We start from the raw sequence: 23,110 nt of genomic DNA on the forward strand, positions 1-23,110 counted from the left end.
TTCCATGACCCCGCGTTATGGTCGTATCAACAGCACTCGATCCGGTGCCTCCGATGAGAGTACGACGTCTGTCGATGCACCCCTTATCCCGCATCCCTGAACGGCGCTGCACGCATTGTCTAATCGACTGAATAATCTGCAAGCATCTCGGTCCCCCTCCCACCGACCATGACGCTTCGACCGTTGGCGATGACAGGATTCGAGAAAGACCGCGAGGAGCTAAACGCCGAGCCGCCCCAGGCCATTAGATTCGATGAGTGATAAAAACGGTCCAGTTGTCTTCCTATGTTTTCGTTTATTTCGATACAAGGCGCTTCCATGGGGCGGAGAGATTCCCCAGAGGGACAGATTCTTATATTGATAGATATGCGTAGGTTCTCCCGGCCCGTTGAGCTGTCAGCTAGACTTCAACATGTTTTAAGGTATCGATGCATCCCGCAATTATATATGCATATTTCTGAGTGATTTGTGCATAAAGAAAGGCCCGTCGCAAAGGACGGGCCTTGATGGCGGAAGATGGCGGCCGGGGGCGCCCCTAGGCGTCGGCGGGGGCGCTGTAGGTGTCCAGGACCTGCCCCTGGCCGTCCACCAGCTGGACGGTGCAGGCGAGGTCGTCGCCGGCGATGACCTGGTGCAGGCAGGCGGCGTAGATGACCGTGCTGGCGGCGTTCTCCCCCTGGCTGCCCATGTCGGCCTTGGTGCAGGTGAGGGCGACCTCGGTGAGGCCGTCGTTGTAGGTGATGGCGCTCACCTGCGGGAAGTCCGGCGAGTTGGGGATGGCGTCCAGCAGCTGGCGCGTGCGGTCGAGGTCCGCCTTGCAGAAGGCGTCGAAGGAGGCGTCGCCCATGGTGACGGTGTAGTTGCCGTCGGAGTCGCGCACGACGTCGGTGCCGCCGGCCTCCTCGAGGGCCCGCTTGCTGGCACCCTCGTCCTTGGAGCCGAAGTACGCCTGGGGTACGGTGAAGCGGCGCCCCTGGACCCCCTGGCCCTGGGTCGCCGCCGCAGGCGCCGAGGCGTCGCACCCCACGAGAGCGGCCCCGGCGCCCACGGTCAGGGTCCCCGCCAGGACGGCGCAGAGGGCGCGGGTGCCCACGGATCGATTCAAAGTGTCCCTCCCTGCGAACATTCGTTTTGTGGTTCATGCCATGGTAGTTACCGCAGGGGGTTTCAGGGTGTGGGCAGGGGTACACATCATCAGAACCACAAGGAGAGCCAAGGAGGCCGCGTGGCAGACATTCTCGACTATCTCGACTGGTACGGGGACGTGCCCCTGGAGGCCGTGCCCTTCAACGAGGTGGACAACGTCGTGCTGGCACAGTTGTCCTACTGCGCCCTGGAGGGCGCGGTGCCCACCGTCGCCGAGGGCGGGACCGTGACCATGGCCGAGGCGGCCGAGCGCTTCCTCGAGGTCAACGGCAAGGAGCAGATCTACGGCTGGGCGGGCGTGGTCTCGCCCTACACGGTCCTGCTCCCGCAGAAGCTGGCGGCCGGCCGGCGGTTCCGTGACGCCCGTCTGGGGCGCCTCCACGCCCGGCTCGACGCGCGCAGCGGCGAGCAGCTCTGCGTCTTCCACGTGGGGCTGTCGGACGGGTCCACCTACGTGACCTTCCGGGGCACCGACGACACGGTCGTGGGATGGCGCGAGGACTTCGAGATGACCTACGACGTGGTGCCGTCGCAGACCGACGCGGCCACCTACCTCGACGTCACCTGCGCGGACGTGCCGGCCCCCATCATGGTGGGCGGCCACTCCAAGGGAGGCAACCTGGCAGTCTACGGCGCCGCCATGTGCGGCGAGGCCGTGCGCGGGAAGGTCTCGGTCATCTGGAACAACGACGGCCCGGGCTTCGACCCCGAGGTCCTGCCCGAGGAGAGCCTCGCCCCGGTGCGTGACCGCATCCGCACCTACGTGCCGGAGTTCGACGTGGTGGGCCAGCTCCTCTCGGTGGGCGAGCCCACCAAGGTGGTGGCCTCGGACGAGCGCGGCGTGATGCAGCACTCCGCGTTGAGCTGGCAGGTACTGGGGCCGTCGTTCGTGGAGGCGCCGGGCATCCTGCCGGAGGCCAGGGCGGTGAACCGTGCCTTCGACTCGTGGCTCGACTCCGCCGACCGCGAGAAGCGCCGCCACGTGTTCACGGCGTTCTTCGACTCGCTGCAGGATGTGGGCGTGAGGGGCCTCTCGGACCTCATGAGCGGCGACCCGGAGATCGTGGCCGGCGTCACGGCCCGAATCGCCGGGGCCGAGCCCGAGGTGCGCGACTACATCATGGACCTGCTCGGCGTCCTGGCCAGCGGCTACATGCAGACGCGTGTCTCCCAGGCGGCCCAGGCCACGACGGAGACCGTCCATCAGCTGCTGGACGGGGGCGCCACGCTGGGCGGCGGGCCCGTCTTCGACGAGACCGGACCGCTGGACCCCGCAGAGATGAGGCGGTACCAGCGCTACATCGGGCGCAAGCGCACCATCGACAATGCGCGGCGCTGGCTGGGGCTGGACCGCCCCGCGGTGCGGGCGGCCCTGGGGGCGGCTGCGGGGACGGCGGCGGGGGTGCTGCTGTTCAAGGCCCTGCGGAGGCGCTGAGGGGCGCCCGCCGCCGAGGAGCCGCCCGCACAAAGCCGGGGCCCCAAAGGCCGGGCCCCACGTCGCGGGAGCCCCGGCCGGAACGCCTCCCCTACTGGGTCCTCGCGCTCGACGACACCTTCATCGTCATGGTCTGGAAGCGGTCGGCCATGTACTCGTCGTCGTAGTGCACGGCGCAGAACCGCTCGATGGGGTTGGTCTGCGGCACGCCGGCCTCCCGGAGGTACCAGCAGTCGAGCGTGGTGAGGGTGGCCACGCCGTCGAAGATGATGAAGATGGCGCAGATGGTGGTGAGGGTGTAGCGCCAGCCCCAGGGGATGCGCTTGATGAAGTACAGCATGACGGGCAGCAGCAGCTTCACCCACACGAGGCCGAGCAGGCCCCAGCAGCACATGTAGAAGAAGTTGGTGCGGCCGTCGATGTTGAGGAAGGTGCCGCTGTAGTCCCACGCCGTCACGCCGAAGGCGTACTGCATGAACCAGCTGGTGAAGAACTCGAAGGCGCCGCCGATGACGGCGCTCACGAGGAAGATCACCGGCACGGGCTTGTTGTGGAAGTGGTTGAGGGCGATGGTCATGAGGCACGCGCCGAAGCCGTAGATGGGCGAGAACGGGCCCCACAGCATGCCGGCGCGGTCCATCCACCAGTGGTTCCCGATGAAGAAGTAGACCGTCTCGACGATGAGGCCGAGGACCGACGCGATGGTGAAGATCCAGAACAGGTTGAAGAAGTTCAGCGTGATGTAGCCGGTGCCCGAACGCTTGCCGGGGATGGTGGTGCGCTCGTCCTTGGAGAAGACCATGGCCTTGAGCGACTCGGTGTCGGTGCGGCGGTTGGCGCGCTCGAGGGCGAGCTCCGGGTCCCAGTAGGAGTGCAGGGCCACGAGCAGGGCGGCGAGAAGGCCGTAGACGATGAGCACGCTCGTCATGCCGAACACCATCACGTGGCAGAGGATGACACCCGTGAGCAGGAGGATGCAGCCCTCGCAGAGGGCCAGGCGGTGGGCGCTGTCGCCCTGGAGGATGCGCAGCGCCATGACGAAGAGCCCCGCCGCGAGGGCGAGCATGAGCACCGACTCCACGACGAACACCACGACGGTGACGTCGAGGTTGCCGCGCACGCCGCCGCGGGCCACGTCGAAGATGGCCTCCGAGGCGAGGGTGCCGAACAGCGGGATGAGGAAGATGCCGGCCACGAGGAGCAGCACGGCGTAGCTGGCGGCCGTGACCGACATGGTGTGGCCGAGCAGCGTCACGAAGCGGGGCGCCCTGCGGGTGCCGTCGCGCTTGAGGATGCCCTCGCCGGCGGCGTCGACCTCGGCGGGCGTGGGGGTGACCTCGTCGGGGGGCTCCGGGGCCACGGGCCCGTAGACGGCGTCGGCGAGACGGTCGCGCTCGCACAGGGCGATGCGGCGGTCGAGCGCCCGGCGCTCCCTCACCAGGGACGCCTGCTCGCGGCCGAGGTCCTTGATGCGGCGTTCCACCTGCCCGCGGCGGGCGAGGAGCTGGGAGCGGCTCGTGAGGGCGTCCACGCCGGACTCGTCGCCGGCCCCCTTGGCCGGGTCTTTCGCCTTCGCCTGCCTGAGGATCATGGAAAGCCAATCTCGCGGTAAATGAAAGGGACCGATGGGGTTCTATTCCCCATCGGTCCCCTCGGCAACCAAGCGATGCCCTGCGGCGACGTGTCAGGCGTTGACCGCGGCGGCCCGTCCCGCGCCGTCGGCTCCGGCGGCCTGACGGGAGACCTCCTCGGCCGCCTCGCTGATGGCGTTGAGCATGTCCACGATCTGGTCGACGTTGTCGGTGCCCACGCGGGCGGCGATGGCGCCCACGGTGTCGAGCACCTGGTCGTGCTGGCGCTCGTAGATCACGGAGTCGGGGCGCAGGCGCGTGTAGACGCGGCGGCGGTCCTCGGTGGAACGCTGGCGCTCGATGATGCCCTTCTCCTCCATGCACTGGAGGGTGCGGTTCATCTGGCTCTTGAGGATGTGGGACTCGCGGCAGAGGTCGGTGGCGGTCAGGCGCCGCCCGGGGTGCTCGATCTCGTTCTTCATCAGGATGTTGCAGATGAGGGCCTCGTTGTAGCGGAGGTCCCGCAGCTGGTGCACCTGGGAGACGCTCGTGGTGACCCGCAGCCACGCTGCGAGCATACGCTCTTTGTCCTGCCTGTCCTTGTCCATGGATGCTCCCGGTTCGCACGCTGGCCTCGATACCGGCCCCCGCGCCGCAGGCGGTGCGGGGAATATGCAACCGGTTATCTTATGCACCATAGTACCCGCGGTGTCGCCCAGCTGAAAGGGTTCTTTTAAGCGGGAAAAGAGGGGATATCGGAAAACCTAGGGTTTCGTGATAGATATATTATTCAGGTACGGTCAGAGTGTCGAAAATATGCATTTTCTTCCCCGTTCTCCCATTATTACAGGACCGTTTCAGATAAGAGCGCCAATGGAACCGACCCGGGCCACAGATGGGCCACGGACGATACCTCCTCAAGCGAGTGGGCACAAACCGGTGAAAACCCCGCCGAAGGAGGAGAGACATGGACAAGATCACCCTCGTCGTGGGCTCCACGCGCACGGGCTCGTTCAACCAGCAGCTGGCGGACGTCGTCCGCGAGACGGTGGGCAACCGCGCCGCCGTGGCCCAGCTCGACTACACGGACGTGCCCTTCATGAACCAGGACATCGAGTGGCCCACCCCCGACGCCGTGGCCCGCGTGCGCGGCGAGCTGGCCGCCAGCGACGGCATCTGGATCGTGACCCCCGAGTACAACGGCCTCATGCCGGCCCTGGTGAAGAACCTGCTCGACTGGATGAGCCGGCCCATGCTGGAGGGCTCCGCCGCCACGGCCGTGGCCGAAAAGCCCGTGGTCATGAGCGGTGCCGGCGGCCGTCAGGCGGCGGCCGGCTCCCTGGCGGAGTGCAGGCGGCTCTGCGAGTTCATCAAGATGGACGTCGCGGCCGACCCCGTGGGCGTGGCCATCGGCAAGGGCTACGGCACCGGCGTCCTCGAGGTGTCGGACGACGACCGCGCCCGCCTGGCCGCCCAGGCCGACGCCCTGCTCGCCGCCATGGAGGGTGCCGGGGACTAGACCCCTGCCGCAGGACCGCCGGCCGCAGGGCCGTCCGCCGCGGGGCCCGCGGCCCCCGCGGGGGCGGGGGTGCGCGAGAGCGACTCGAGGAACGCCCCCACCCGGGTGACCATCTGACCCGAGGGGGCGTTCCTCGGGTCGCAGCCGTCCCCGGACAGCACGAGCAGCGGTATGCCGGCATCGGCGAAGGCCTTCTCGGCCACGCCGGCGAGGCCGAGGGTCTGCTTGCACCCCCAGTGGCCGAAGAGCACGGCGCCGTCCGCCCCGGCCTCGCGCGCCCGGGCGAGCGCGGCGTCCACCCGGCGCCCGGCCGGGCCGTTGGACGTCGAGAAGACCAGGCGGCGCGCCATGAAGTCGAAGGGCCGCTCCGGGTCCAGGGCGTCGAGCACGTCGAGGGAGTCGCAGGCCATGTCGTTGCCCACGAGCTCGGCCTCGGCGGCACCGTCGAAGATGCGGCCCATGGCCCCCTGCCAGTTGGGCAGGGTGTGCAACCAGAACACGCGGGGCACGCCCCGGCCGCCCGCGCCCTCGGCGGCCCCAGCGGCCTCGGCGGCGGCCACCATCTCGGCCACGAAGTCCTCCGCGGCCTCGGCGCCCAGGAGCACGTGGGTGCACACGAGCAGGCAGAGCTCGGAGGTGAGCGTGGTGGGCAGGCTGCACCGCGACCTCAGGGCGCAGTAGCGCCGCACCCCCTCCAGCGTGCGGCGCGACCGGCGGCACACCTCGCGCAGGCGGTCCTCGTCGACCTCGGCGCCGAGGACGTCGCCGAGGGTCGCGGCGAGGTCGCGGAGCTGGTCGGCCACATAGGCCACGTCCTCCTCGGAGGTGCCCTGGGGGACGTCCACCACGAAGTGCGGGGCGCCGGCGGCCTCGGCCATGGCGCGGAAGCTCACCTGGTTGGCGTCGCAGGCCAGCGTGGTGTTGGCCACGAGCGCCGGCGGGCCCAGGACGCCCGCGTCCTCCATGCCGAGCATGAGCTTGTGGTAGCTGCAGAAGCTCTCGGGGACGCCGGCGGCCTCGGCATGCTCGCAGAAACCCTCGGCGCAGCGGGTGCAGGCCACGTAGACCGAGACGACCTCGGGGATCATCGGCGCCACCCCGGCCGCGTGGAGCAGCTCGCAGGGCAGGAAGATGTTGACGACGCACGACGTCTCGGGATGCCTGAGAGAGCCCACCACCCCGGAGGCGATGGCCCCGTTGCAGCGGTCCTGCGCCGCGACGACCCCGCGGCCGCCGGTGAGGCGCCCCTTGAGGGCCACGGCCGAGTAGGCGAGGCAGAGCAGCCCCCGCGCCCGGGCCGGGTCGTCCACCGCGGCCCTGTCCACCCAAGATCCGAGCAACGTGACGGGGTCCATGGCGCTCCTTTCAGGGAGAATGGTCCAGGGCCATGGTAGCCCATTGTGAGAGGGACCCTTCGAGGGTAGGAGAGGTCCGAAACCGCACAAAGAGAAGAAACCGGAGGAACCATGAGCGACACCGACGAGGCCAAGACCGACCGGACCGCCTACGAGGAGGCCGAGGAGAGATTCGACGCCCAGCCGGCCGCCGTGGCCGCCGAGACCGAGGGCGTACTGGACGAGGAGCCCGCGTTCGCCGGAGACGGCGGCCCCCAGCCCGAGAAGGCGGCCCCCGGGCCCGCCGAGTCCGCGGCCCCCGCAGCCACCGCGGCCACCGCCCTGCCCCACCTGGACGCCGACGACGGCAAGAGGACCGGGGAGGCGGGCTACCGCCGCGCCGCCAAGGTCTACGACTGGCTCGGGTTCATCGGCGGCGTCTTCGCCGTGGCCCTCGGCATCACCATGCTGGCCATGGGCACCCCCGAGGCCATCCGCTTCGGCGCCGACTTCTACACCGAGGCCTTCGCGGCCATGACCCAGATCGCCTTCATCCTCAAGGTCGGGTTCTTCGGCGTCCTGGTGGCCATGGGCCTCGGCCTCATGGGCACCTTCGGCCCGCGCCTCATGGCCAAGGACCGCGCCGACCGCTAGGCCGCGGGAGGGCCGTCGGGGGCCCGCAGGCGTCGCGCGCTGATAAGGGACACAGGGGCCGTGGGTAGGAACCCTGATATAAACCGAAGGCCTGCCAAAGCAAGGAGAACCCCATGAACACCTCCCTCACCCAGCGCTTCATCGTCTGCGCCCTCGACGGCGACGGCAACTTCGCCACCAAGGAGGCCAAGGCCTGCTCCGTGGCCTGCGCCCTGTACGAGCTGGCCAGCGACGGCTTCGTCAAGGTCGCCCGCGACGACGACAAGGTCCGCTGCGAGGCCCAGCTCCCCGTGAGCCAGCGCGACCTGCTCCCCCTTTACGACTACGTCGAGCAGCACCGCGTGGTGGACGCCGACAAGCTCCTCGAGCACATGCTCGGCGAGGAGTTCTCCCCCTTCATGGCCTCCCTCTGCGACCCCCTGCGCGAGGCCGGCCTGCTCGTGACCGACAAGAGCGAGACCACCTTCGTGCCCTCCCCCGACGCCCGCAAGGAGATCGTGGACCACATCGTGCGCGCCCTCGACGGCGACGAGCCCATGAAGCGCGACGACGCCGCCCTGCTCGCCTTCATCGACGGCGCCGGCCTGGCCGACGACGTGTTCGGCCGCGAGGAGCGCCGCAACGTCAAGGAGCTCCTCAAGGACCAGAAGTGGGACTCCTTCAAGTTCGCCACGACCCCCGAGGGCAAGGACACCTTCGTCTCCGCCTGGAACGACGTCGAGAAGGTCTACGCCCCCATCGTCCGCGAGTACGTGGCAGAGCACTAGCCGGCGCCCCGTCAAGGCCCCTTGCCCTTAAGGCCCCGTGCGACCCTGTCGGCCGCGCGGGGCCTTCTCATGGCGGGAGCGGACCGCGCTACACTGAAGACAACCCGCCCTCGAGAGGAGTCCCATGAACGGTTTCACCTTTCACATCCCCACCAAGATCTACTTCGGCGACGACGAGTTCGGCCACCTGGGCGAGGAGGTGGCCTCCCACGGCAGCACCGTGCTGCTCACCTACGGCGGCGGGTCCGTCAAGCGCACCGGGCTGTACGACCGCGTGCTTTCCCAGCTGCGCGGGCAGGGGATGACCGTGGTGGAGCTGGGCGGCATCGACCCCAACCCGCGCATCGCCTCCGTGCGCCGCGGCGCCGAGCTCTGCCGCGAGGCCGGCGTGGACGTGGTGCTCGCCGTGGGCGGCGGCTCCACCATCGACTGCTCCAAGTTCATCTGCGCCGCGGCCGTGAGCGACCGCGAACCCTGGGACTGGTTCGCCGACAAGACCACGCCCATCGACGACGCGCTGCCGCTGGTAACCGTGCTCACCCTGGCCGCCACCGGCTCCGAGATGGACGACGGCGGCGTCATCTCCAACCCCGACACCAACCAGAAGGAGGGCAGGAGCGCGCCGTGCCTGCTCCCCAAGGCGAGCTTCCTCGACCCGGTGAACACCTTCACGGTGCCGCCGTTCCAGACGGCCGCCGGCTCCGCCGACATCATCAGCCACACCTGCGAGGTCTACTTCTCCCAGGACGACGACCTCTACTTCCTCGACACCTTCATGGAGGGCCTGCTGCGCACGGTCATCCGCTTCGCCCCCAGGGCCATGGAGCACGGCGACGACTACGAGGCCAGGGCCAACCTCATGTGGGCCAGCAGCTGGGCCATCAACGGGTTCGCCGACGGCGGCAAGACCCAGGCCTGGAGCGTGCACCCCATGGAGCACGAGCTCTCCGCGTTCTACGACATCACCCACGGCCTGGGGCTCGCCATCCTCACCCCGGCGTGGATGCGCCACGTGCTGGCCAAGGACCCCGAGGGCACCCTGCCCAAGTTCTGCCAGTTCGCCGAGAACGTCTTCGGCATCTGCGACCCCTCCCTCGGCGACATGGAGCGGGCCGAGGCCGGTATCCAGGCGCTCCAGGACTTCTTCTGCGACGAGCTGGAGCTGGCCGGGAGCCTCTCGGCCATCGGCATCGACGAGGAGCACTTCGAGGCCATGGCCGAGAAGGCCTGCCACGGCCCCGCCATCAAGGGCTTCGTTGAGCTCACCCCCGCCGACGTGGTGGAGATCTACCGGGCCTGCCTGTAGGGGGCACCGCCTCCCGCCTGCGCCTGAAAGCCGTTGAGGGCCTTCGGGCGCAGGCGGGTGCGGCGGGCGGCCGACAGCGGGCGCAAAGCGCCTAGCGGCCGGTTCCCCAGAACGCGTCCCGGCACAGGTTCACAAAGTCCTGACGCGAGAGGACGCAGGGGTCCATAGGGGTGCAACGGTCGTTGCGCGCCGCATCGACGATGCCGTCGAGCGCCTCCATGAACGGGGTCTCCTCGATGCCCTCGAGCTCCCCCAGACGGCGCTCGACCCCCAGCTCATCCAGCAGCCCCTTCACGCGCCCGACAAGCCCATCGCAATCGACGAGGCCCACTTGGCGGGCCAAGCCGTCAAACCGTGTCCGTACTGCGCCGTCCTGCTCGTGAAAGGCCAGCACGTAGGGAAGCAGCACGGCGTTGAGACGGCCGTGGGCCACATGGAAGCGCCCGCCGAGGGCGTGGGCGATGGAGTGGTTGATACCCAACCCGGCGTTCGTGAAGGCGATGCCGGCGGCACAGGAGGCCTCGAGCATGGCCTCGCGCCCCTTCATGGCCCCGCCGTCTTTGAAGACCCTGGGCAGCTCCGCGAACACGGTCGACACCGCCTTGACGCAAAGCGCGTCGGTGAAGGACCCGGCGCCCCGGGCCACAAAGGCCTCGAGGGCGTGGGTCAGCACGTCCAGACCCGTGTCGGCCGTCACCCGGGGCGGGACGGTGCGGGTGAAACGGGCATTCAGCAAGGCGCCGTCCGGCGCCAGGAAGTCGTCGATGAGGGCGACCTTGTCCTCACCGCGGGTGACGATCGCGAAGTTGGTCACCTCGGAACCCGTGCCGGCCGTTGTGGGCACGGCCAGAAAACACGGCCGGTCCATGGCCCGCTCGCGAGCGAAGTACAGCATGGCCTTGGTGGCGTCGATGCTGGAGCCGCCCCCGAAGGCAATGACAAGGTCGGGCCGCACCCGCTCCAAGACGCCCACCCCCGCTTCCACGAGCTCCTGGGTGGGGTCGGGCCGCACGTCGGAGTAGACCTCGCAGGTGGCCTGGGACGGCAGGTGACAGGTCAGCTGAGAAACGGCCCCCGAGTCGGCCAGGAACCCGTCGGTCACCACCAGGACCCGGCGAAAGGGCAGACCCTGCAGCGAATCCACGGCCCGCGGCCCAAAATGCAGCTCCGTCTTGATTGCAAATCGACTCATAGCGTTCTCCTCTCTACCCCCTCGACGTCCGACCCGTCCACCACAAGCGGCATGAGCACCTCGCAGACAAAGGACTCGGGGTTGGCGGTGGTCCAGAAATCGGTGACGAAGCGCTCTATGCTGGGGCCCTCCAGCCGATAACCATGGGCGTCGCCGTGAGCGACCATGCGCTCGTAGGTGGCGGGCAGCGCCTCGAAGGGGCCGGTGTGGTAGGCCCGCAGATAGACGCCGCCCGGCACCATGAAGGCGTCGGCCCGGCCGGGCGGGCGCAGCGAGGCCTGGAGCACCCGGACCGCCTCGGGAAAGCGCCGTGGCTCTCGGCAGCGCTCAAAGGACTCGTGCCACAGCATGACCGGGCCGGTGACGACGTTGCCCCTGTCGCGCACAAAGGCCGTGAAGTCCAGGTTGATAAGGGCCTCCGCGTAATTGCCCGAGAATTCGTACTCCATGGACAGGAGCGACCGCGCGGGCAGGTAGGCCACGCCCACCTCTTGGGGGCGCATGGACAGAACGCAGGTGGCCTCGTCTATGAGCTCGGTCCAGTCGGCGATGATCCGCCGCTGGGCCTCCAGCTCGGCCTGGTGCTCCCCCACGACGTCGAGCTGCCGGTGAAAAAGGTCCTCGATGACCTGGAAGTCCCTGGAGGAGAGGACCGTGGCCACCTCCTCCAGGGAAAAACCCATGGACTTGAGATAGCTGATGACAGGCACCTTGAGCAGCGTCTCCTCGGAGTAGTAGCGGTAGCCACTCCGGGCGATACGATCTGGTTTGATGAGGCCGAGCTTGTCGTAGTGGCGCAGCGTCCGCTGGGAGACGCCCCCGAGGCGACTTGCGTCGCCTATGGCATGGAGGCCCCCGTGGGCCAGGTCCTCCCCGCGTCCGGCTGCGTCTTGCATGGCAGTACCCCCTTCCAACGGGACCGGCTTCTTGCGGTGCATGCCGGGCTCACAGGCCCTTGAACGCATTGGAGAGGCCCGCCGCCATCCCCTGAAGGTCGGCGGCACTGAGGCCCCCGTCGTCCGTGGCGTAGACGGCCGCCCCGCGGGACCCCGCACCGCAGGCGGAGCGAGGGGTGCCGGGGGTCACAGCAGCGCCGCTCACCGCAGGTTCCCCTGCGGGCCGCCCCCCGGCACCGACAGCCGCAGCCCTCGCCGCAAGCTCGGGGTGATAGCGGGCAAAGAGCTCGTCGGCTGCCACGGCCTCGTCGGGCTCCACAAGGCCGTTGACCACTCGCTTGAGGTTCACCAGGTGCTGGGGCCCCACGTTCTCGGAGACGGAGCTGCCTCCCCGGGTGCCGCAGCCCAAGGTGAACGAGAGGTCCAGACCGGTCACAAGGCCCGTGCCCCCTTGGGAGCCGCCGGTGTTCACCAGGATGCGGGAGGCGGGCTTCACGGAGAAGCGCCTCACGACGTCCTTGTCCCGGGTGTGGAGGCTCATGGTGTGGCCGATGCCGTTTTGGAGCAGGCCGATCGAGAGATCGCAGGCCTCCTTCCAGTCGGAGACGGTGTAGAAGCCCAAGACGCAGGTGAGCTTCTCGTAGGACAGGGGCCACCCCTCCCCCACCCCCTTCTGTTCCCCGATAAGCACCTTGGTCCCCGGCGGCACAGAGACGCCGGCGGCTTGGGCGATGAAATGGGCCGAACGGCCCACAAAGCGCGGGTTCATGGCATGGCCGTCTCGGAAGAGCAGGGAGCACACCGCGGCGCACTCCTCGGGCGTCATGAAGTAGCCGCCCTGACGCCCAAACTCGGCCACGACGGCGTCACGGTTGCAGTCCTCGCAGATCACCGACTGCTCCGAGGCGCAGATGATGCCGTTGTCGAAGGTCTTGGAGGCGATGATGCGTCGCACCGCATCGGGCACGGAGGCGGTGCGCTCGATGTAGGCCGGGGAGTTGCCGGCCCCCACTCCCAAGGCCGGCTTCCCGGAGCTGTAGGCGGCCTTGACCATGCCGGGGCCGCCCGTGGCGATGATGAGGGAGACCTCCGGGGCGTGCATGAGCTCGTTGGTCGCGGCCATGGAAAGGAGCTCGGCACCCTGGATGACGTTGGGAGGGGCGCCGGCGGCCACGGCCGCGTCGTTGAGGATCTTGATGGCGAGACCCGTGCACTTGGCGGCGGCGGGATGGGGGCTGAAGACGATGGCGTTGCGCGCCTTGAGGGCGATCAAGGCCTTGTACATGACCGTGGACGTGGGGTTGGTGGACGGGACGATGCCTAGGACGAGGCCCACCGGCTCGGCGATGGTGATGACCTGCTCGTCCTCGTCGACGTCCACGACGCCGATGGTCCTCTTGTCTTTGATCTGTTCGTACAGCAACCCCGAGGCCATATGGTTCTTGTAGGCCTTGTCCTCGGCGACGCCGAAGCCGGTCTCCTCGACCGCCATGGCGCCCAGCTCCTCGCCGTGGGCCTCGGCGGCCTCGACCATGGCCCTGAGGATGCGGTCTATCTGCCGCCCGTCGTAGCCGGCGATGGCCTCGGCGGCCTCCTTGCCCCGCCGTGCCAGCTCCCTGGCGGCCTGAATGCTCTTGAGGTCGAAATCCATGTCTGCCATCTCTCGGAACCCTCCGTGGACTTGGGCCGCTACTTGGCACCGCCGGGCAGGATGGCCTCCACCGAGGCGTCCGGGCGCGGGATCACGTGGACGCTCACGAGCTCGCCCACGCGCTCGGCCGCGGCGGCGCCGGCGTCGGTGGCGGCCTTGACGGCCCCCACGTCCCCGCGCACGAAGACGGTCACCAGGCCGCCGCCCACCTGCTCCTTGCCCACGAGGGCGACGTTGGCGGCCTTGACCATGGAGTCGGCGGCCTCCACCGAGCCCACCAGGCCGCGGGTCTCGATCATGCCGAGGGCCTCAGTTGCGTTTGCCATGGGATGTTCCTCCTTGACCGGTTGGGCGGGGCGCCCCTTGGTAGGGGGCGCCTCCAAGGACATGACGGCGGCCTCGGGTCAGGGTTCGACCCCCGCCTCCGGGGAGGGGGCCGCTGGGGCCTCGCGAGGCCCCTCTCCGTCTGCGGGGCGCCGAGCAGTGCGGCGGGCAGCCATGGGCTACTCCCCTCCGTGCGGCAGGATGGCCTCCACCGAGGCGTCCGGGCGCGGGATCACGTGGACGCTCACGAGCTCGCCCACGCGCTCGGCCGCGGCGGCGCCGGCGTCGGTGGCGGCCTTGACGGCCCCCACGTCCCCGCGCACGAAGACGGTCACCAGGCCGCCGCCCACCTGCTCCTTGCCCACGAGGGCGACGTTGGCGGCCTTGACCATGGAGTCGGCGGCCTCCACCGAGCCCACCAGGCCGCGGGTCTCGATCATGCCGAGGGCCTCAGTTGCGTTTGCCATGGGATGTTCCTCCTTGTGACAGGGCCTGAACGGCCAGCTTTCCGATGAACTATGGAATTAGACGACCAGGCGGAGCCGGGAGCCGTTGACCAGGCCGAAGGCGTTGGCCTCCTCTGTGTCTATGTGGCAGTCGAGGGCGCCCCGGCCGCTCGCCCGCACCACCACGCCGTCCAAGCGCCCGGGCCGCTCCCCCTCGCAGAGAAGCGAGACGACCTGGCCGTCGCGAAGACCCAGGCCGACGGCTTCCTCGGGAGAGAGGTGCAGGTGCCGGGCCGCCACGATGACACCCTCGGTAAGCGTCACGGCGCCGGCGGGTCCGACCAGCGTGACACCCGGCGTGCCGTCGATGTGCCCCGAGAGGCGCACGCAGGGCTTGATGCCAAGCCGGTACGTGTCGCCGCGAAGCACTTCCACCTGGGTCCTGGCACGCACCGGCCCCAAAACGCGAACGTGCTGGATGACGCCCTTGGGGCCCACCAAGGTCACACGCTCCTCGGCCGCGAACTGGCCCGGCTGGGAGAGCTCCCTGAGCGGGGTGAGGCGGGCACCGGGGCCAAACAGGGCCTCGAGGTCGGCTTGGCTCAGGTGCACGTGGCGGCCGGAGACCCCCACCGGCACAGAGGCCGCAGGCGGCAGGGTCGCGGTCGGGGGTGAAGCCTGGGCCGGGCCGCGGGCCAGCGCGGCGAGAAGGCCCGCGAGGTCCCGCAACGCCTCGCCACTCATGGGGCCACCTGCAGGCTCTCGGCCATGGCCTCGATGTCTTGGACGCTCCAGACGCCGTTTTCCAGGGCCAGGCGGCACACCCTCTCCACTTCGCCCGCCGTCAGGGCAGGCTCGGCCGGGGAGGCCGCACACGGCGCCGAAGGGGCCACGGCAGCCGGAGCGGGAATCGGCGCACCGCCGCGCCTGTCCCCGCCGCACTCCCCCTGGGGCACCAAGGCCACGCCCAGACGCTTGGCGGTGTCCCGGGCCTGGGCCGTGACGATGGCGCACGGGCCCACCGCAATGGCCTCGCCCGTCTCGGCGGCCTCCATCACCCGCCGCTCGCTAATAAGAGTCTTCATGATCACCCTCCCTGTTCCACGTCGCAGTCGGCGTCGACGATGCCCACGATGAGGGCGTCCACCGGCACGTTCCGCCCCAGCTGGGAGCCTAGGAAACGGGCTGCCGTGCTCCCCTGGGCCACAACGACAAGCTCGCCGATGCCTGCCCCCACCGTGTCGGCGCATACGATCTCGCGGCCTGCGTCCATGCCGCCCACGACCTCGCAGCGCATGAGCTTGAGTCCTTCAAGCTCCCCGTACTTCTTGGTGGCCCATAGGCTCCCCAAGGGTTTGCAGACGATCACAGGCCCGCCTCCCCCCGTATGCGCCTCAGACACTCCTCCACTTCGGCCATGCCGCCGGCGATGGCGAGCATGACCATGTTCTGGGGGCAGCTGCCCCGCACGTCGGTGACCGTCACGCCGGCGCTCTTCTCGGCGATGTCCGAAGCCACGACCATGTCGATGAGCTTGCCCTGAACCAGGCCGAGGGCCGCCGGCCTGAAGTCCCTGCTCCACCGAGCCCCGCTCCGGCCGCTCACGATGGCCATGGTCCCGGCCGAAGGGGCTTTGACGAGCCTAACGTCCATGACCCGGCACCTCCTGCCCTGCCGTCTCGAGGCACCCCAAGGCCAGGCCCAGGGGAGTCGCGAACATGGGGTGCACCGGCTTCGCGCAGGGCAGCCCCAGGTCCTTCTCCAGCACGCCCTCGATGCCTGCAAGCTCCGACGTGCCGCCCACGAGCACCACCTCCTCCACCGGATGGCCCGCGATGGCCCGGGACACAATGGATGCCACCTTGTCGATGACGGGACGGACCACAGGGAGGAGCTCGCCGTGATGCCGGGGGTCGCGCTTGTAGCGCTCGGCCTCCTCGAAGGAGATGTGCCGGGCCCCCGCGAGCACCAGGGAGAAGTGGGTGCCGCCGGTAGACTCGTCGGCCACGGCGACCACCGCGCCTCCGGAGAAGACCGAGACCCCCGTGGTGCCGCCGCCGATGTCCACCACGGCGGCGTCCGTGGCGCCCACCACCAGGTTGGCGGCTGTGGGCTCGTCGAGGACGGCCACCACATCGAGGCCGCAGGACTGGGCGACGTTCTTGACGGCGCCGCCGTCCAGGGCCCCGGTGCCCGGCGGAAGGGCCACGGCACAGGGCCCCAGCTCGACCCCCAGCTGAGACGAGAGCCGGTCGTGGAGGCGCCGGGCGATGTCGCAGGCCCCCACGTAGTCCACCACCATGCCGTCGCGCACGACGTCGGCAAACTCGAACGCGCAGCCGACCGGCTCGCCGGCGCCGTCCACGGCCGCAAGGACCATGAATGCGGTGCCCACGTCCAAGCCGCAATAGACCGGCTCGCCCTCGGCCATGGGCCGGGGGCTCTCGACGACGCGTGCCGCGGCGTCCAGGAGCTCGTTGGCACGGGAGAGGTCAGACATGGGCCGCCTCCTCCCCCACCCGGGCGCACGCCTGGCCGAGCCGGGCCGCCAGGGCCCGGGCCTCGCGTGCACGGCTGACGAGCCCGGCCCGCTCCCAAAGGCGGCCCCAGACCTCCAGCTGGCGACAGAGCAGGTCGAGCTCGAAGAACAGGGGGTGCACCGCCCCGTCGAGGGGCAACGGTGCCGCCGCGGTCCCGTCGCACGGGGGCACGGCGGGGACCGCGTCCGCAAGCCACGCGGACCCCACCTCGTCCAAGAGACGAGCGCAGCCGTTGTCCACCCCCAAGGCCCGTCGGGCCAGCACGCGGCAGCGGGCGCCGGCCACGGGGACCGCGGCCTCCGGGTCGTCAAGGCCTGTGCCGCATGCCCCCTCCCCGACCCCACGGTCCGGAGAAGGGCCGCCGCCCGAGGGACCGTGGGCGGCGTCCTGAAGCTCCACGCGGAAGTCGGCGAGGAACTGCCGGGCGCTCGGCGTGAGCCTGTCCTGGGGCTTGAGGGCATAGCACTCAAAGGGCGCAGCGCCCCAAGCGCGGCGGAGCTCCTCCTCGGTCACATAGTGCACGGCACACCTCCCTCCTCTCGCATGCCGTCCCACGGGTGTCGGGGCCGAAGGCCCTGGGACGCGGCCCAATCCCCGAGCAGCCCCGCGGCGTCGGCGTCATCGACCGGGAGCTGCACGACGGCGTCGCAGCCCGCCTCCCAAAGGGACCGCTCCGCCCGGGCCGTCCCCGCCACGTCGGAGCCGGCCGCGGCCACCACCCCCAGAGAGGGGACGGTGGTGGCCCGAGCCAACCCCGCCGACCACCGCCCCCAAGGGTTCCGGGCGTTCTCCACGAGCACCATCGCACCCGCCTGGTTTTGGGCGAGCATGAGCAGGGTGCCGTGCATCCAATGGCTCTCCACATAGCGGCCGGGCACGAGGATGGTCCGGTCCCTGAACAGGCAATCCTGGCGTTCCGGGCGCAGGGTGGGGGAGCCCTCCACGAGGTCGGCCACCCAAGCGGCCGAGCGCGGGTCGGCACCGGCCACCAGGATCCTCGCGCCGCTCATGAGCGGGTCACCGGGGTCACGCAGAACCCCATGACGTCCCGGAGCATCCGGCACGCCTCCGCTATGGCCGTCTCCACGGCGCCCACATCCCCCAACACCACCACCGACCCGGTAAATCGATCCAAGAACCCGATCTCCACATCGCCGGCCTTGGCGCAGACGTCGGCGGCGATGATGGCGGTCTCGCAGGGAGAGAGGGTCAGGATGCCCAAGGCGGAGCCGACCGGCACACCGATGCGCTCATGGATGTCGGGGCCGGGCCGGGCGATGACATGGGCGATGGTCACCTGTTTGCCCGGCACCGATTCCTGGACGATACGTTCCAAAGCCTCCACGACCCCTCCCCTCAGTGCTTCACGATGGACACGGCGAAGCCGGCCCCCTGGATCCACCGGCCGATGCGGTCGAGGTCGTCGTCGCCCAGGGCGAAGTCGCCCTCCATGGCGTACTCGCGACCCAGCTGGGCGTACTTGCCTACCCCGAGCCGGTGGTAGGGGAGCAGGTCGACGCCGTCGAAGTTGCGCTGAAACCGGTAGGGCTCAAAGAACTCGACGATGGAGCGGATCTCGTCCTCCGATTCGTTGACGCCCTTGAGCAGTGGCATGCGCACCCGCACGTTGTGGCCCCCGTCCAAAAGGGCACGCACGTTGGTGAGGATGAGCTCGTTGTCGGCCCCCACCCAGTGCCGGTGCCTCACCGGGTCCATGTGCTTGATGTCGAACAGGAACAGGTCCACGTGGGCGGCCAAGGCCAACAGGGTCTCGGTGGGCCCATAGCCGCAGGTTTCTACAGCGGTGTGATAGCCCCGCCCTTTGGCCGCCGCCAGCAACGCGCAGGCGGCCTCGGGCTGGGCGAGCACCTCCCCGCCGGAGAGCGTGACACCCCCGCCGCTCATGCGGTAGAAGTCGGCGTCTTGGTCAAAGAACTCGACGACCTCCTCCACGGCCAGGTCGCGGCCCATGACCTCGAGGGCCCGCTGGGGGCAGACCCCCTCGCACCGGCGGCACCCGGTGCAGGCCAAAGACCGGTCCACCCGGTGGGAGCCGCCCTCCAGGACATGGATCCCCACGGGGCACACCTCCGCGCAGCGCCCGCACCGGGTGCAAGCGGAGCGCTTGAACATGACCTCAAAGCCATGGCTCTGGCTCTCGGGGTTGGAGCACCAGCGACACCGCAGGGGACAACCTTTGAAGAAGGCCATGGACCGCACGCCCGGACCGTCGTACATGTTGTATTTCTGCAGGTTGAAGATGCGAACGTGGCGCCTGGCCCCCTCGCTGGCCCCCATGGGTCCCTCCTCTCCCCTATCGGCTCGGCGCGCTTCGACGGGCCGCCCGCAAAGCGCCTAGAAACTGGTGAGCATGGTGCGGCTGATGATCTCGTCCTGAACGTCCTTGCACAGCTCGACGAAGAAGGCGCTGTAGCCGGCCACGCGCACCACGAGGTCGCGGTGCTCCTCCGGATGCCTCTGGGCGTCCAGCAGGGTCTGGTTGTCCAAGTAGTTGAACTGCATCTCGCCGTTGCCGTAGAGGCAGGCGGTACGCAGGAGCGTGACGAGGCCCTGCTGGCCCTCGGGCGTCTCCAGCAGGCCGCTCATGAGCTTGAAGTTGTGGACCAGACCGATGTTCATGTTGTCGTTGGCCATCTTGGAAACCGACTTGATGATGGCCGTGGGCCCCTTGTGGTCGGCGCCCTGGGTGGGGCTGATGCCGTCGGAGAGGGGCGTCCATGCCTTGCGGCCGTTGGCCGTGGCCCCTGTGAGCTGGCCAAAGGGAGTGTTGTTGGAGATGGACAGCGTGCCGTGGGACATGTGCGAGAAGAGCGTCTCGAACTGCACGTGGATGTGCTCGGTGTAGTAGATGATGTCGGCGCAGATGGTGTCGGCGTAGTCGTCGTCGTTGCCGTACTTGGGGGCGTCCAGACAGTCGCGGCGCATCTGCTCATAGCCCTCGAAGTCGGCCTTGAGACCGTTGTTGAGCTCGGTCAGCGTGTATTTGCGCTCGTCGAAGACCAGCCTCTTGATGGCGGCCATGGAGTCGGCGTACGTCGCCAGGCCCGACCAGACCACGCCGGGACCGTAGTTGTACAGGGCACCTCCCGCCGAGACGTCGCGGCCGCTCTCCATGCACCCCTCGAACATGATGGACATGAGCGGCTTGGGCGCGAGCTCCCGGTGCACGCGCTGGGAGATGACCGTGGCGACGTCGGTCCACTTGGTGACGAAGTAGATGGTCTTCTTCACGGCGCGGTCGAAGTCCTCGAACGTCTCGTACTGGTCGGGGTCGCCCAGGTCGGGCGTCACCTGATGGCCGTACCACAGGGGCACGCCGTGGTTGAGGGTGAGCTCGATGCAGATGGGCCACTGGGTGTAGGACGTGCTCGTCCACTGGTACAGGCGCCCCGACTTCTGAGGCTCCACGCAGCCCATCATGCAGTAGTCGCGGGCGTCCTCGAGCGAGACCCCCTTGGCGAGCATCATCTTGATGTGGGCGTCGTCAAAGTGGCACGCGGGGAAGCCCATGCCCGAGCGCACGACGTCCACGATCTTGCGCAGGTACGGCTCGGGCGACTTGTTGTGGATGCGACAGGCCAGGGAGGGCTGGTAGACACGGACGTGACGCACGGCGTCCATGAGCAGGTAGGTGAGCTCGTTGGTGGCGTCGGCGCCGGCACGGTCCACCCCGCCCACCGTCATGTTGACAAAGGGTTGGTAGCCGGCAAAGAACTTGGACGAGGCCTCGCTGGTGACCCACATCATCTCGCTCATCTTGATGAGCATGCAGCCGGCGATGTCAAACGCCTGGTAGGGCGTGAGGCGGCCCGCCGCGAGGTCGGCCTTGTAGAAGGGGTAGAGGTACTGGTCGACGCGGCCGATGGACATGCCGGTCTGGTTCTCCTCCACCGGCAGCAGGCTCTCGATGACCCAGACCGACTGTACGGCCTCCCAGAACGTGCGGGGCCTGTGGGCCGGGACGTTCTGCAGGTTACGGGCGATCTGCTCCAGCTCGGCCTTGCGGACGGGGTCGTGCTCCGCCCCGGCCTTTTGCAGGGCGCACTCCGACAGGCGCCTCGCATAGATCATGACTCCCTCGGTGGTGTCCACCACCGACTTGTAGAAGTAGATCTTCTCGATATCGTCGGGGTTGGCGTAGTCGAGCTCCTCCAAACGCGCCAGGGCCTCGTCCTGGATGTCCTGCATCCCCTTCCTCATAAGGATGACGTCGTAGCCCGGGTTGGAGTCCCCTCCGCCGTTGACCTGGTGATAGGAGCAGTCGGAGACAAAGGACTCGCCGGAAAGCTCCCAGACGCCGGCCTCGCGGTACTGGTCCTCGCACACCTCGTCCAACGACCTGCCCTCCCAGTAGGGGAAGAGCTCCTCGCGCATGTAGCGCTTGTCCTCCTCCGAGATGTAGAAGGGGTCTTGGGGGCGGTCGCCGATGGTGTCGATCTCGTCGCGGAGCCAGCGCCACGCGATGTCGGGCGAGAAGGCGCCGGCGCGAGGGGCGCCGCAGGGGTTGCCCACCACGAGCTCATGGTCCTGAATCACCAGGGGCGCCGTCTCGCAGCAACGCCTGAAGCACTTGGCACGCAGCTCGATCTTGGGCATGCCAGGGTGTTTCTTGGTGAGCTCCGTGACGGCACGGGCGCGGTAAGTGGTGATGCTGGGCACCTGCTTGAGGAAGTTCTCCTTGAGCAGCACGTGACGGCGGGTGGGGCCGTCGGGGACGCCGTCGCCTTGGGACGCAGACGGCGCGGGCTCCGGCCGGTCGAGCTGGTCCATGACACCCTGGAAGAGCCGGCGTACCTGGGCGCGCTGCTCGGGGTCCATGGTCTTGGTGGCGTCCGAGAGCTCCTGGGAAAACTCTTTGATATCCATCAACGCTCCTCTTCTCCCCGCAGGGGTTGTAGGTCACAAAGCAGCTGGCCAAAGGGGTCGCCCGTCGCCTGATTCCGAGGGTTGCCAAGAGGCCGTGGGGCCACCGGACAGGCAAAGCCCACCGAGCGCGGGCTCAGGAAGTCCTCGCGGGTCACGGCCGGCCGCGTCGAGGCGCCCGAACGCCAGCGGCCGAGCGTGAGGGAGGCGGGGAGCCGTGCGGTGCGCCCGCAGGATCCGAGGCCGCAGGCGCTGTTCACCAACACGCGGGAGACGGGCTTGCGCAGGACGAACTCCCGGGCCACCGCCTCGTCCCCGGTGAAGACGGCCAGGCAGCTTCCACGGCCATGGGCCAAAATGAGCTCGATGCACTTCTGGCAGGCCTCGCGCCAGTCGTCCTCCACGTAATAGGTGACAAAGGGGGCGGCGCAGGCCCCTACGTGCGCGCCCGCCGACGACACGTAGGGGTGCTCCGCCACAAGGAGGCGGCACCCGCCGGCGCAGGCCACACCGGCCCGGCGGGCCAGCTCGGCGGCCGGCTTGGCCAGGGCCTCGGGGCGTGGATTGCCGGCGCTGTCAAAGAGCACGGCAGCCACACGCCGGGCCTCGTCCCCGTCGAGGAAGCGGCAGCCCTCCGCCTGAAGCGCAGAGCGAAATGCGGCGTCCACGGCGCGGTCGACCACGAGCGACCCGTCGGCGCCGGGCAGGGCACCGCAGTCGAACGAGGCGCTGGCCACGATCTGGCGGGCCGCGTTGACCACGTTGGCCGTGCGCTCCACGAACACCGGGTTGTTGCCCCGGCCGGTCTCCACCACGGCACCGATGCCGGGGGGTGCGGCCCCGCGACCGTCGATGACGAAGTCGGCCTGCGACGAGGAGACGAGGCACGCCTCCCCCTCGGGAGTGACCCGTTCCAGCCAGGCCACGGCGCCGTCGGGAAAACCGAGACCCGCAAGCACGCCGGCAAAGGCATCAAAGAGCTCCTTGGCGCTGGAGGCGACACGGGCGGGGCAGCTCACGACGAGGGGACAGCGGCTTTTGACGGCCCACACGATGTGGGAGGCCAGCACCGGCAACGTTTGGAGGGGCGGCAGCAGCGAGACGCACACGCCCCTGGGCATGAGCGCGGTCGTCGTGCCGTCGAGCTCGCTGCGGAGGGTGTGGATGGGGTCCGCTTCGAGGGCCTGGCCCACGAGATCGCGGGCCACCCAGGCCAAGAGCTCGGCCCCGTCGGCGGAGTCGCCGTAGTCCGACTCCGCCACCGCCCTGGAGGCCCACAGGGCACCCTGGGCGTCCAGGCAGTCCCGGAACCCACGGAGCGCCCGGTCCTCGACGGCCGCCCCCATCCATTCCAGCAGGCCCCGCGCCTGGGCGGCCCGCTCCATCAGCACGCGCGCCTCTTGCACGGAGAGCAGGTCGGCATCCACAAGACCCATGGCACTCAC

At 69.2% G+C, this 23,110-nt stretch carries 25 protein-coding genes; 5 read left to right on the plus strand and 20 right to left on the minus strand.

The features are described 5' to 3' along the window. Positions 1–535: 535 nt before the first annotated feature. Complete coding sequence (locus NFR49_RS05095) at positions 536–1,105, minus strand: hypothetical protein (protein ID WP_251158559.1); 570 nt, start codon at positions 1,103–1,105, stop codon at positions 536–538. Between the two features lie 120 nt (positions 1,106–1,225). Between NFR49_RS05095 and NFR49_RS05100 the strand changes: the two genes are divergently transcribed. Beyond that, a complete protein-coding gene (locus NFR49_RS05100; protein WP_251158560.1) occupies positions 1,226–2,581 on the plus strand; it encodes an Mbeg1-like protein in 1,356 nt (451 codons plus the stop codon). A 91-nt stretch (positions 2,582–2,672) separates the two neighbouring features. Here the strand turns inward: NFR49_RS05100 and NFR49_RS05105 are convergent, their stop codons facing one another. Next, a complete protein-coding gene (locus NFR49_RS05105; protein WP_251158561.1) occupies positions 2,673–4,172 on the minus strand; it encodes a putative ABC transporter permease in 1,500 nt (499 codons plus the stop codon). Positions 4,173–4,265: 93 nt separating this feature from the next. Beyond that, positions 4,266–4,760 (minus strand): MarR family transcriptional regulator, encoded by a 495-nt coding sequence (locus NFR49_RS05110; RefSeq protein ID WP_251158562.1) that lies wholly within the window; start codon positions 4,758–4,760, stop codon positions 4,266–4,268. A gap of 359 nt (positions 4,761–5,119) precedes the next feature. On the opposite strand from NFR49_RS05110, the gene NFR49_RS05115 reads away from it, so the two are divergent. Then, a complete protein-coding gene (locus NFR49_RS05115) occupies positions 5,120–5,671 on the plus strand; it encodes an NADPH-dependent FMN reductase (RefSeq protein ID WP_251158563.1) in 552 nt (183 codons plus the stop codon). Here the strand turns inward: NFR49_RS05115 and NFR49_RS05120 are convergent. Next, complete coding sequence (locus NFR49_RS05120; protein WP_251158564.1) at positions 5,668–7,026, minus strand: 2-hydroxyacyl-CoA dehydratase subunit D; 1,359 nt, start codon at positions 7,024–7,026, stop codon at positions 5,668–5,670. The genes NFR49_RS05115 and NFR49_RS05120 overlap by 4 nt on opposite strands. A 111-nt stretch (positions 7,027–7,137) precedes the next feature. Here NFR49_RS05120 and NFR49_RS05125 point away from each other — a divergent pair, with 111 nt between their 5' ends. From NFR49_RS05125 to NFR49_RS05135, 3 genes are all read left to right on the plus strand, one after another. Further along, entirely contained in the window at positions 7,138–7,659 is a 522-nt protein-coding gene (locus NFR49_RS05125) for a hypothetical protein (protein ID WP_251158565.1), read from the plus strand. 113 nt (positions 7,660–7,772) lie between these two features. Further along, the gene (locus NFR49_RS05130) at positions 7,773–8,426 is read left to right on the plus strand and encodes a GPP34 family phosphoprotein (protein WP_251158566.1); all 654 of its coding nucleotides are present in this window, start codon (positions 7,773–7,775) and stop codon (positions 8,424–8,426) included. 124 nt (positions 8,427–8,550) lie between these two features. Further along, the gene (locus NFR49_RS05135) at positions 8,551–9,732 is read left to right on the plus strand and encodes an iron-containing alcohol dehydrogenase (RefSeq protein ID WP_251158567.1); all 1,182 of its coding nucleotides are present in this window, start codon (positions 8,551–8,553) and stop codon (positions 9,730–9,732) included. A 91-nt stretch (positions 9,733–9,823) separates the two neighbouring features. On the opposite strand, the gene NFR49_RS05140 is transcribed toward NFR49_RS05135, so the two are convergent. The 16 genes from NFR49_RS05140 to NFR49_RS05215 form a co-directional block, all read right to left on the minus strand. After that, positions 9,824–10,924 carry a 1-propanol dehydrogenase PduQ gene (locus NFR49_RS05140; RefSeq protein ID WP_251158568.1) on the minus strand — a complete coding sequence of 367 codons (1,101 nt, stop codon included), beginning with the start codon at positions 10,922–10,924 and terminating at the stop codon, positions 9,824–9,826. Further along, on the minus strand, positions 10,921–11,820 hold the full coding sequence (locus NFR49_RS05145; RefSeq protein WP_251158569.1) for a MerR family transcriptional regulator: 900 nt from the start codon (positions 11,818–11,820) through the stop codon (positions 10,921–10,923). Before NFR49_RS05145 ends, NFR49_RS05140 begins: the two co-directional genes overlap by 4 nt. Before the next feature lie 49 nt (positions 11,821–11,869). Beyond that, complete coding sequence (locus NFR49_RS05150; RefSeq protein ID WP_251158570.1) at positions 11,870–13,480, minus strand: acetaldehyde dehydrogenase (acetylating); 1,611 nt, start codon at positions 13,478–13,480, stop codon at positions 11,870–11,872. Between the two features lie 29 nt (positions 13,481–13,509). Then, complete coding sequence (locus NFR49_RS05155) at positions 13,510–13,797, minus strand: BMC domain-containing protein (protein ID WP_251158571.1); 288 nt, start codon at positions 13,795–13,797, stop codon at positions 13,510–13,512. A gap of 177 nt (positions 13,798–13,974) precedes the next feature. After that, entirely contained in the window at positions 13,975–14,262 is a 288-nt protein-coding gene (locus tag NFR49_RS05160) for a BMC domain-containing protein (RefSeq protein ID WP_251158572.1), read from the minus strand. A gap of 57 nt (positions 14,263–14,319) precedes the next feature. Then, positions 14,320–14,985 (minus strand): phosphate propanoyltransferase, encoded by a 666-nt coding sequence (locus NFR49_RS05165; RefSeq protein WP_251158573.1) that lies wholly within the window; start codon positions 14,983–14,985, stop codon positions 14,320–14,322. Further along, on the minus strand, positions 14,982–15,326 hold the full coding sequence (locus tag NFR49_RS05170; RefSeq protein WP_251158574.1) for a hypothetical protein: 345 nt from the start codon (positions 15,324–15,326) through the stop codon (positions 14,982–14,984). The genes NFR49_RS05165 and NFR49_RS05170 overlap by 4 nt, the downstream gene beginning before the upstream one ends. A gap of 2 nt (positions 15,327–15,328) precedes the next feature. Then, the gene (locus NFR49_RS05175; protein WP_251158575.1) at positions 15,329–15,610 is read right to left on the minus strand and encodes a EutN/CcmL family microcompartment protein; all 282 of its coding nucleotides are present in this window, start codon (positions 15,608–15,610) and stop codon (positions 15,329–15,331) included. Further along, positions 15,607–15,894 carry a BMC domain-containing protein gene (locus tag NFR49_RS05180; protein ID WP_251158576.1) on the minus strand — a complete coding sequence of 96 codons (288 nt, stop codon included), beginning with the start codon at positions 15,892–15,894 and terminating at the stop codon, positions 15,607–15,609. Before NFR49_RS05180 ends, NFR49_RS05175 begins: the two co-directional genes overlap by 4 nt. Continuing rightward, complete coding sequence (gene eutJ, locus NFR49_RS05185; protein ID WP_251158577.1) at positions 15,884–16,741, minus strand: ethanolamine utilization protein EutJ; 858 nt, start codon at positions 16,739–16,741, stop codon at positions 15,884–15,886. Before eutJ ends, NFR49_RS05180 begins: the two co-directional genes overlap by 11 nt. Then, entirely contained in the window at positions 16,734–17,303 is a 570-nt protein-coding gene (locus NFR49_RS05190; RefSeq protein ID WP_251158578.1) for a hypothetical protein, read from the minus strand. The genes eutJ and NFR49_RS05190 overlap by 8 nt, the downstream gene beginning before the upstream one ends. Further along, the gene (locus tag NFR49_RS05195) at positions 17,291–17,770 is read right to left on the minus strand and encodes a EutP/PduV family microcompartment system protein (protein ID WP_251158579.1); all 480 of its coding nucleotides are present in this window, start codon (positions 17,768–17,770) and stop codon (positions 17,291–17,293) included. The genes NFR49_RS05190 and NFR49_RS05195 overlap by 13 nt, the downstream gene beginning before the upstream one ends. A 17-nt stretch (positions 17,771–17,787) precedes the next feature. Next, a complete protein-coding gene (locus NFR49_RS05200) occupies positions 17,788–18,126 on the minus strand; it encodes a BMC domain-containing protein (RefSeq protein WP_251158580.1) in 339 nt (112 codons plus the stop codon). Positions 18,127–18,137: 11 nt separating this feature from the next. Further along, positions 18,138–19,079, minus strand: coding sequence for a choline TMA-lyase-activating enzyme (cutD, locus tag NFR49_RS05205; RefSeq protein ID WP_251158581.1), 942 nt, complete (start codon positions 19,077–19,079; stop codon positions 18,138–18,140). Positions 19,080–19,136: 57 nt separating this feature from the next. Then, positions 19,137–21,668 carry a choline trimethylamine-lyase gene (cutC, locus tag NFR49_RS05210; RefSeq protein ID WP_251158582.1) on the minus strand — a complete coding sequence of 844 codons (2,532 nt, stop codon included), beginning with the start codon at positions 21,666–21,668 and terminating at the stop codon, positions 19,137–19,139. Then, entirely contained in the window at positions 21,668–23,101 is a 1,434-nt protein-coding gene (locus NFR49_RS05215) for an aldehyde dehydrogenase family protein (RefSeq protein ID WP_251158583.1), read from the minus strand. Before NFR49_RS05215 ends, cutC begins: the two co-directional genes overlap by 1 nt. Positions 23,102–23,110 lie beyond the last annotated feature (9 nt).

This window comes from Caniella muris (assembly GCF_943193035.1).
Taxonomy (GTDB): domain Bacteria; phylum Actinomycetota; class Coriobacteriia; order Coriobacteriales; family Atopobiaceae; genus Granulimonas; species Granulimonas faecalis.

Coding starts and splice junctions, on each gene's coding strand:
- NFR49_RS05105 (WP_251158561.1), bottom strand. CDS start 4,172: ATGATCCTCAGGCAGGCGAAGGCGAAAGACCCGGCCAAGGGGGCCGGC.
- NFR49_RS05110 (WP_251158562.1), bottom strand. CDS start 4,760: ATGGACAAGGACAGGCAGGACAAAGAGCGTATGCTCGCAGCGTGGCTG.
- NFR49_RS05115 (WP_251158563.1), top strand. CDS start 5,120: ATGGACAAGATCACCCTCGTCGTGGGCTCCACGCGCACGGGCTCGTTC.
- NFR49_RS05120 (WP_251158564.1), bottom strand. CDS start 7,026: ATGGACCCCGTCACGTTGCTCGGATCTTGGGTGGACAGGGCCGCGGTG.
- NFR49_RS05125 (WP_251158565.1), top strand. CDS start 7,138: ATGAGCGACACCGACGAGGCCAAGACCGACCGGACCGCCTACGAGGAG.
- NFR49_RS05130 (WP_251158566.1), top strand. CDS start 7,773: ATGAACACCTCCCTCACCCAGCGCTTCATCGTCTGCGCCCTCGACGGC.
- NFR49_RS05135 (WP_251158567.1), top strand. CDS start 8,551: ATGAACGGTTTCACCTTTCACATCCCCACCAAGATCTACTTCGGCGAC.
- NFR49_RS05140 (WP_251158568.1), bottom strand. CDS start 10,924: ATGAGTCGATTTGCAATCAAGACGGAGCTGCATTTTGGGCCGCGGGCC.
- NFR49_RS05145 (WP_251158569.1), bottom strand. CDS start 11,820: ATGCAAGACGCAGCCGGACGCGGGGAGGACCTGGCCCACGGGGGCCTC.
- NFR49_RS05150 (WP_251158570.1), bottom strand. CDS start 13,480: ATGGCAGACATGGATTTCGACCTCAAGAGCATTCAGGCCGCCAGGGAG.
- NFR49_RS05155 (WP_251158571.1), bottom strand. CDS start 13,797: ATGGCAAACGCAACTGAGGCCCTCGGCATGATCGAGACCCGCGGCCTG.
- NFR49_RS05160 (WP_251158572.1), bottom strand. CDS start 14,262: ATGGCAAACGCAACTGAGGCCCTCGGCATGATCGAGACCCGCGGCCTG.
- NFR49_RS05165 (WP_251158573.1), bottom strand. CDS start 14,985: ATGAGTGGCGAGGCGTTGCGGGACCTCGCGGGCCTTCTCGCCGCGCTG.
- NFR49_RS05170 (WP_251158574.1), bottom strand. CDS start 15,326: ATGAAGACTCTTATTAGCGAGCGGCGGGTGATGGAGGCCGCCGAGACG.
- NFR49_RS05180 (WP_251158576.1), bottom strand. CDS start 15,894: ATGGACGTTAGGCTCGTCAAAGCCCCTTCGGCCGGGACCATGGCCATC.
- eutJ (WP_251158577.1), bottom strand. CDS start 16,741: ATGTCTGACCTCTCCCGTGCCAACGAGCTCCTGGACGCCGCGGCACGC.
- cutD (WP_251158581.1), bottom strand. CDS start 19,079: ATGGGGGCCAGCGAGGGGGCCAGGCGCCACGTTCGCATCTTCAACCTG.
- cutC (WP_251158582.1), bottom strand. CDS start 21,668: ATGGATATCAAAGAGTTTTCCCAGGAGCTCTCGGACGCCACCAAGACC.
- NFR49_RS05215 (WP_251158583.1), bottom strand. CDS start 23,101: ATGGGTCTTGTGGATGCCGACCTGCTCTCCGTGCAAGAGGCGCGCGTG.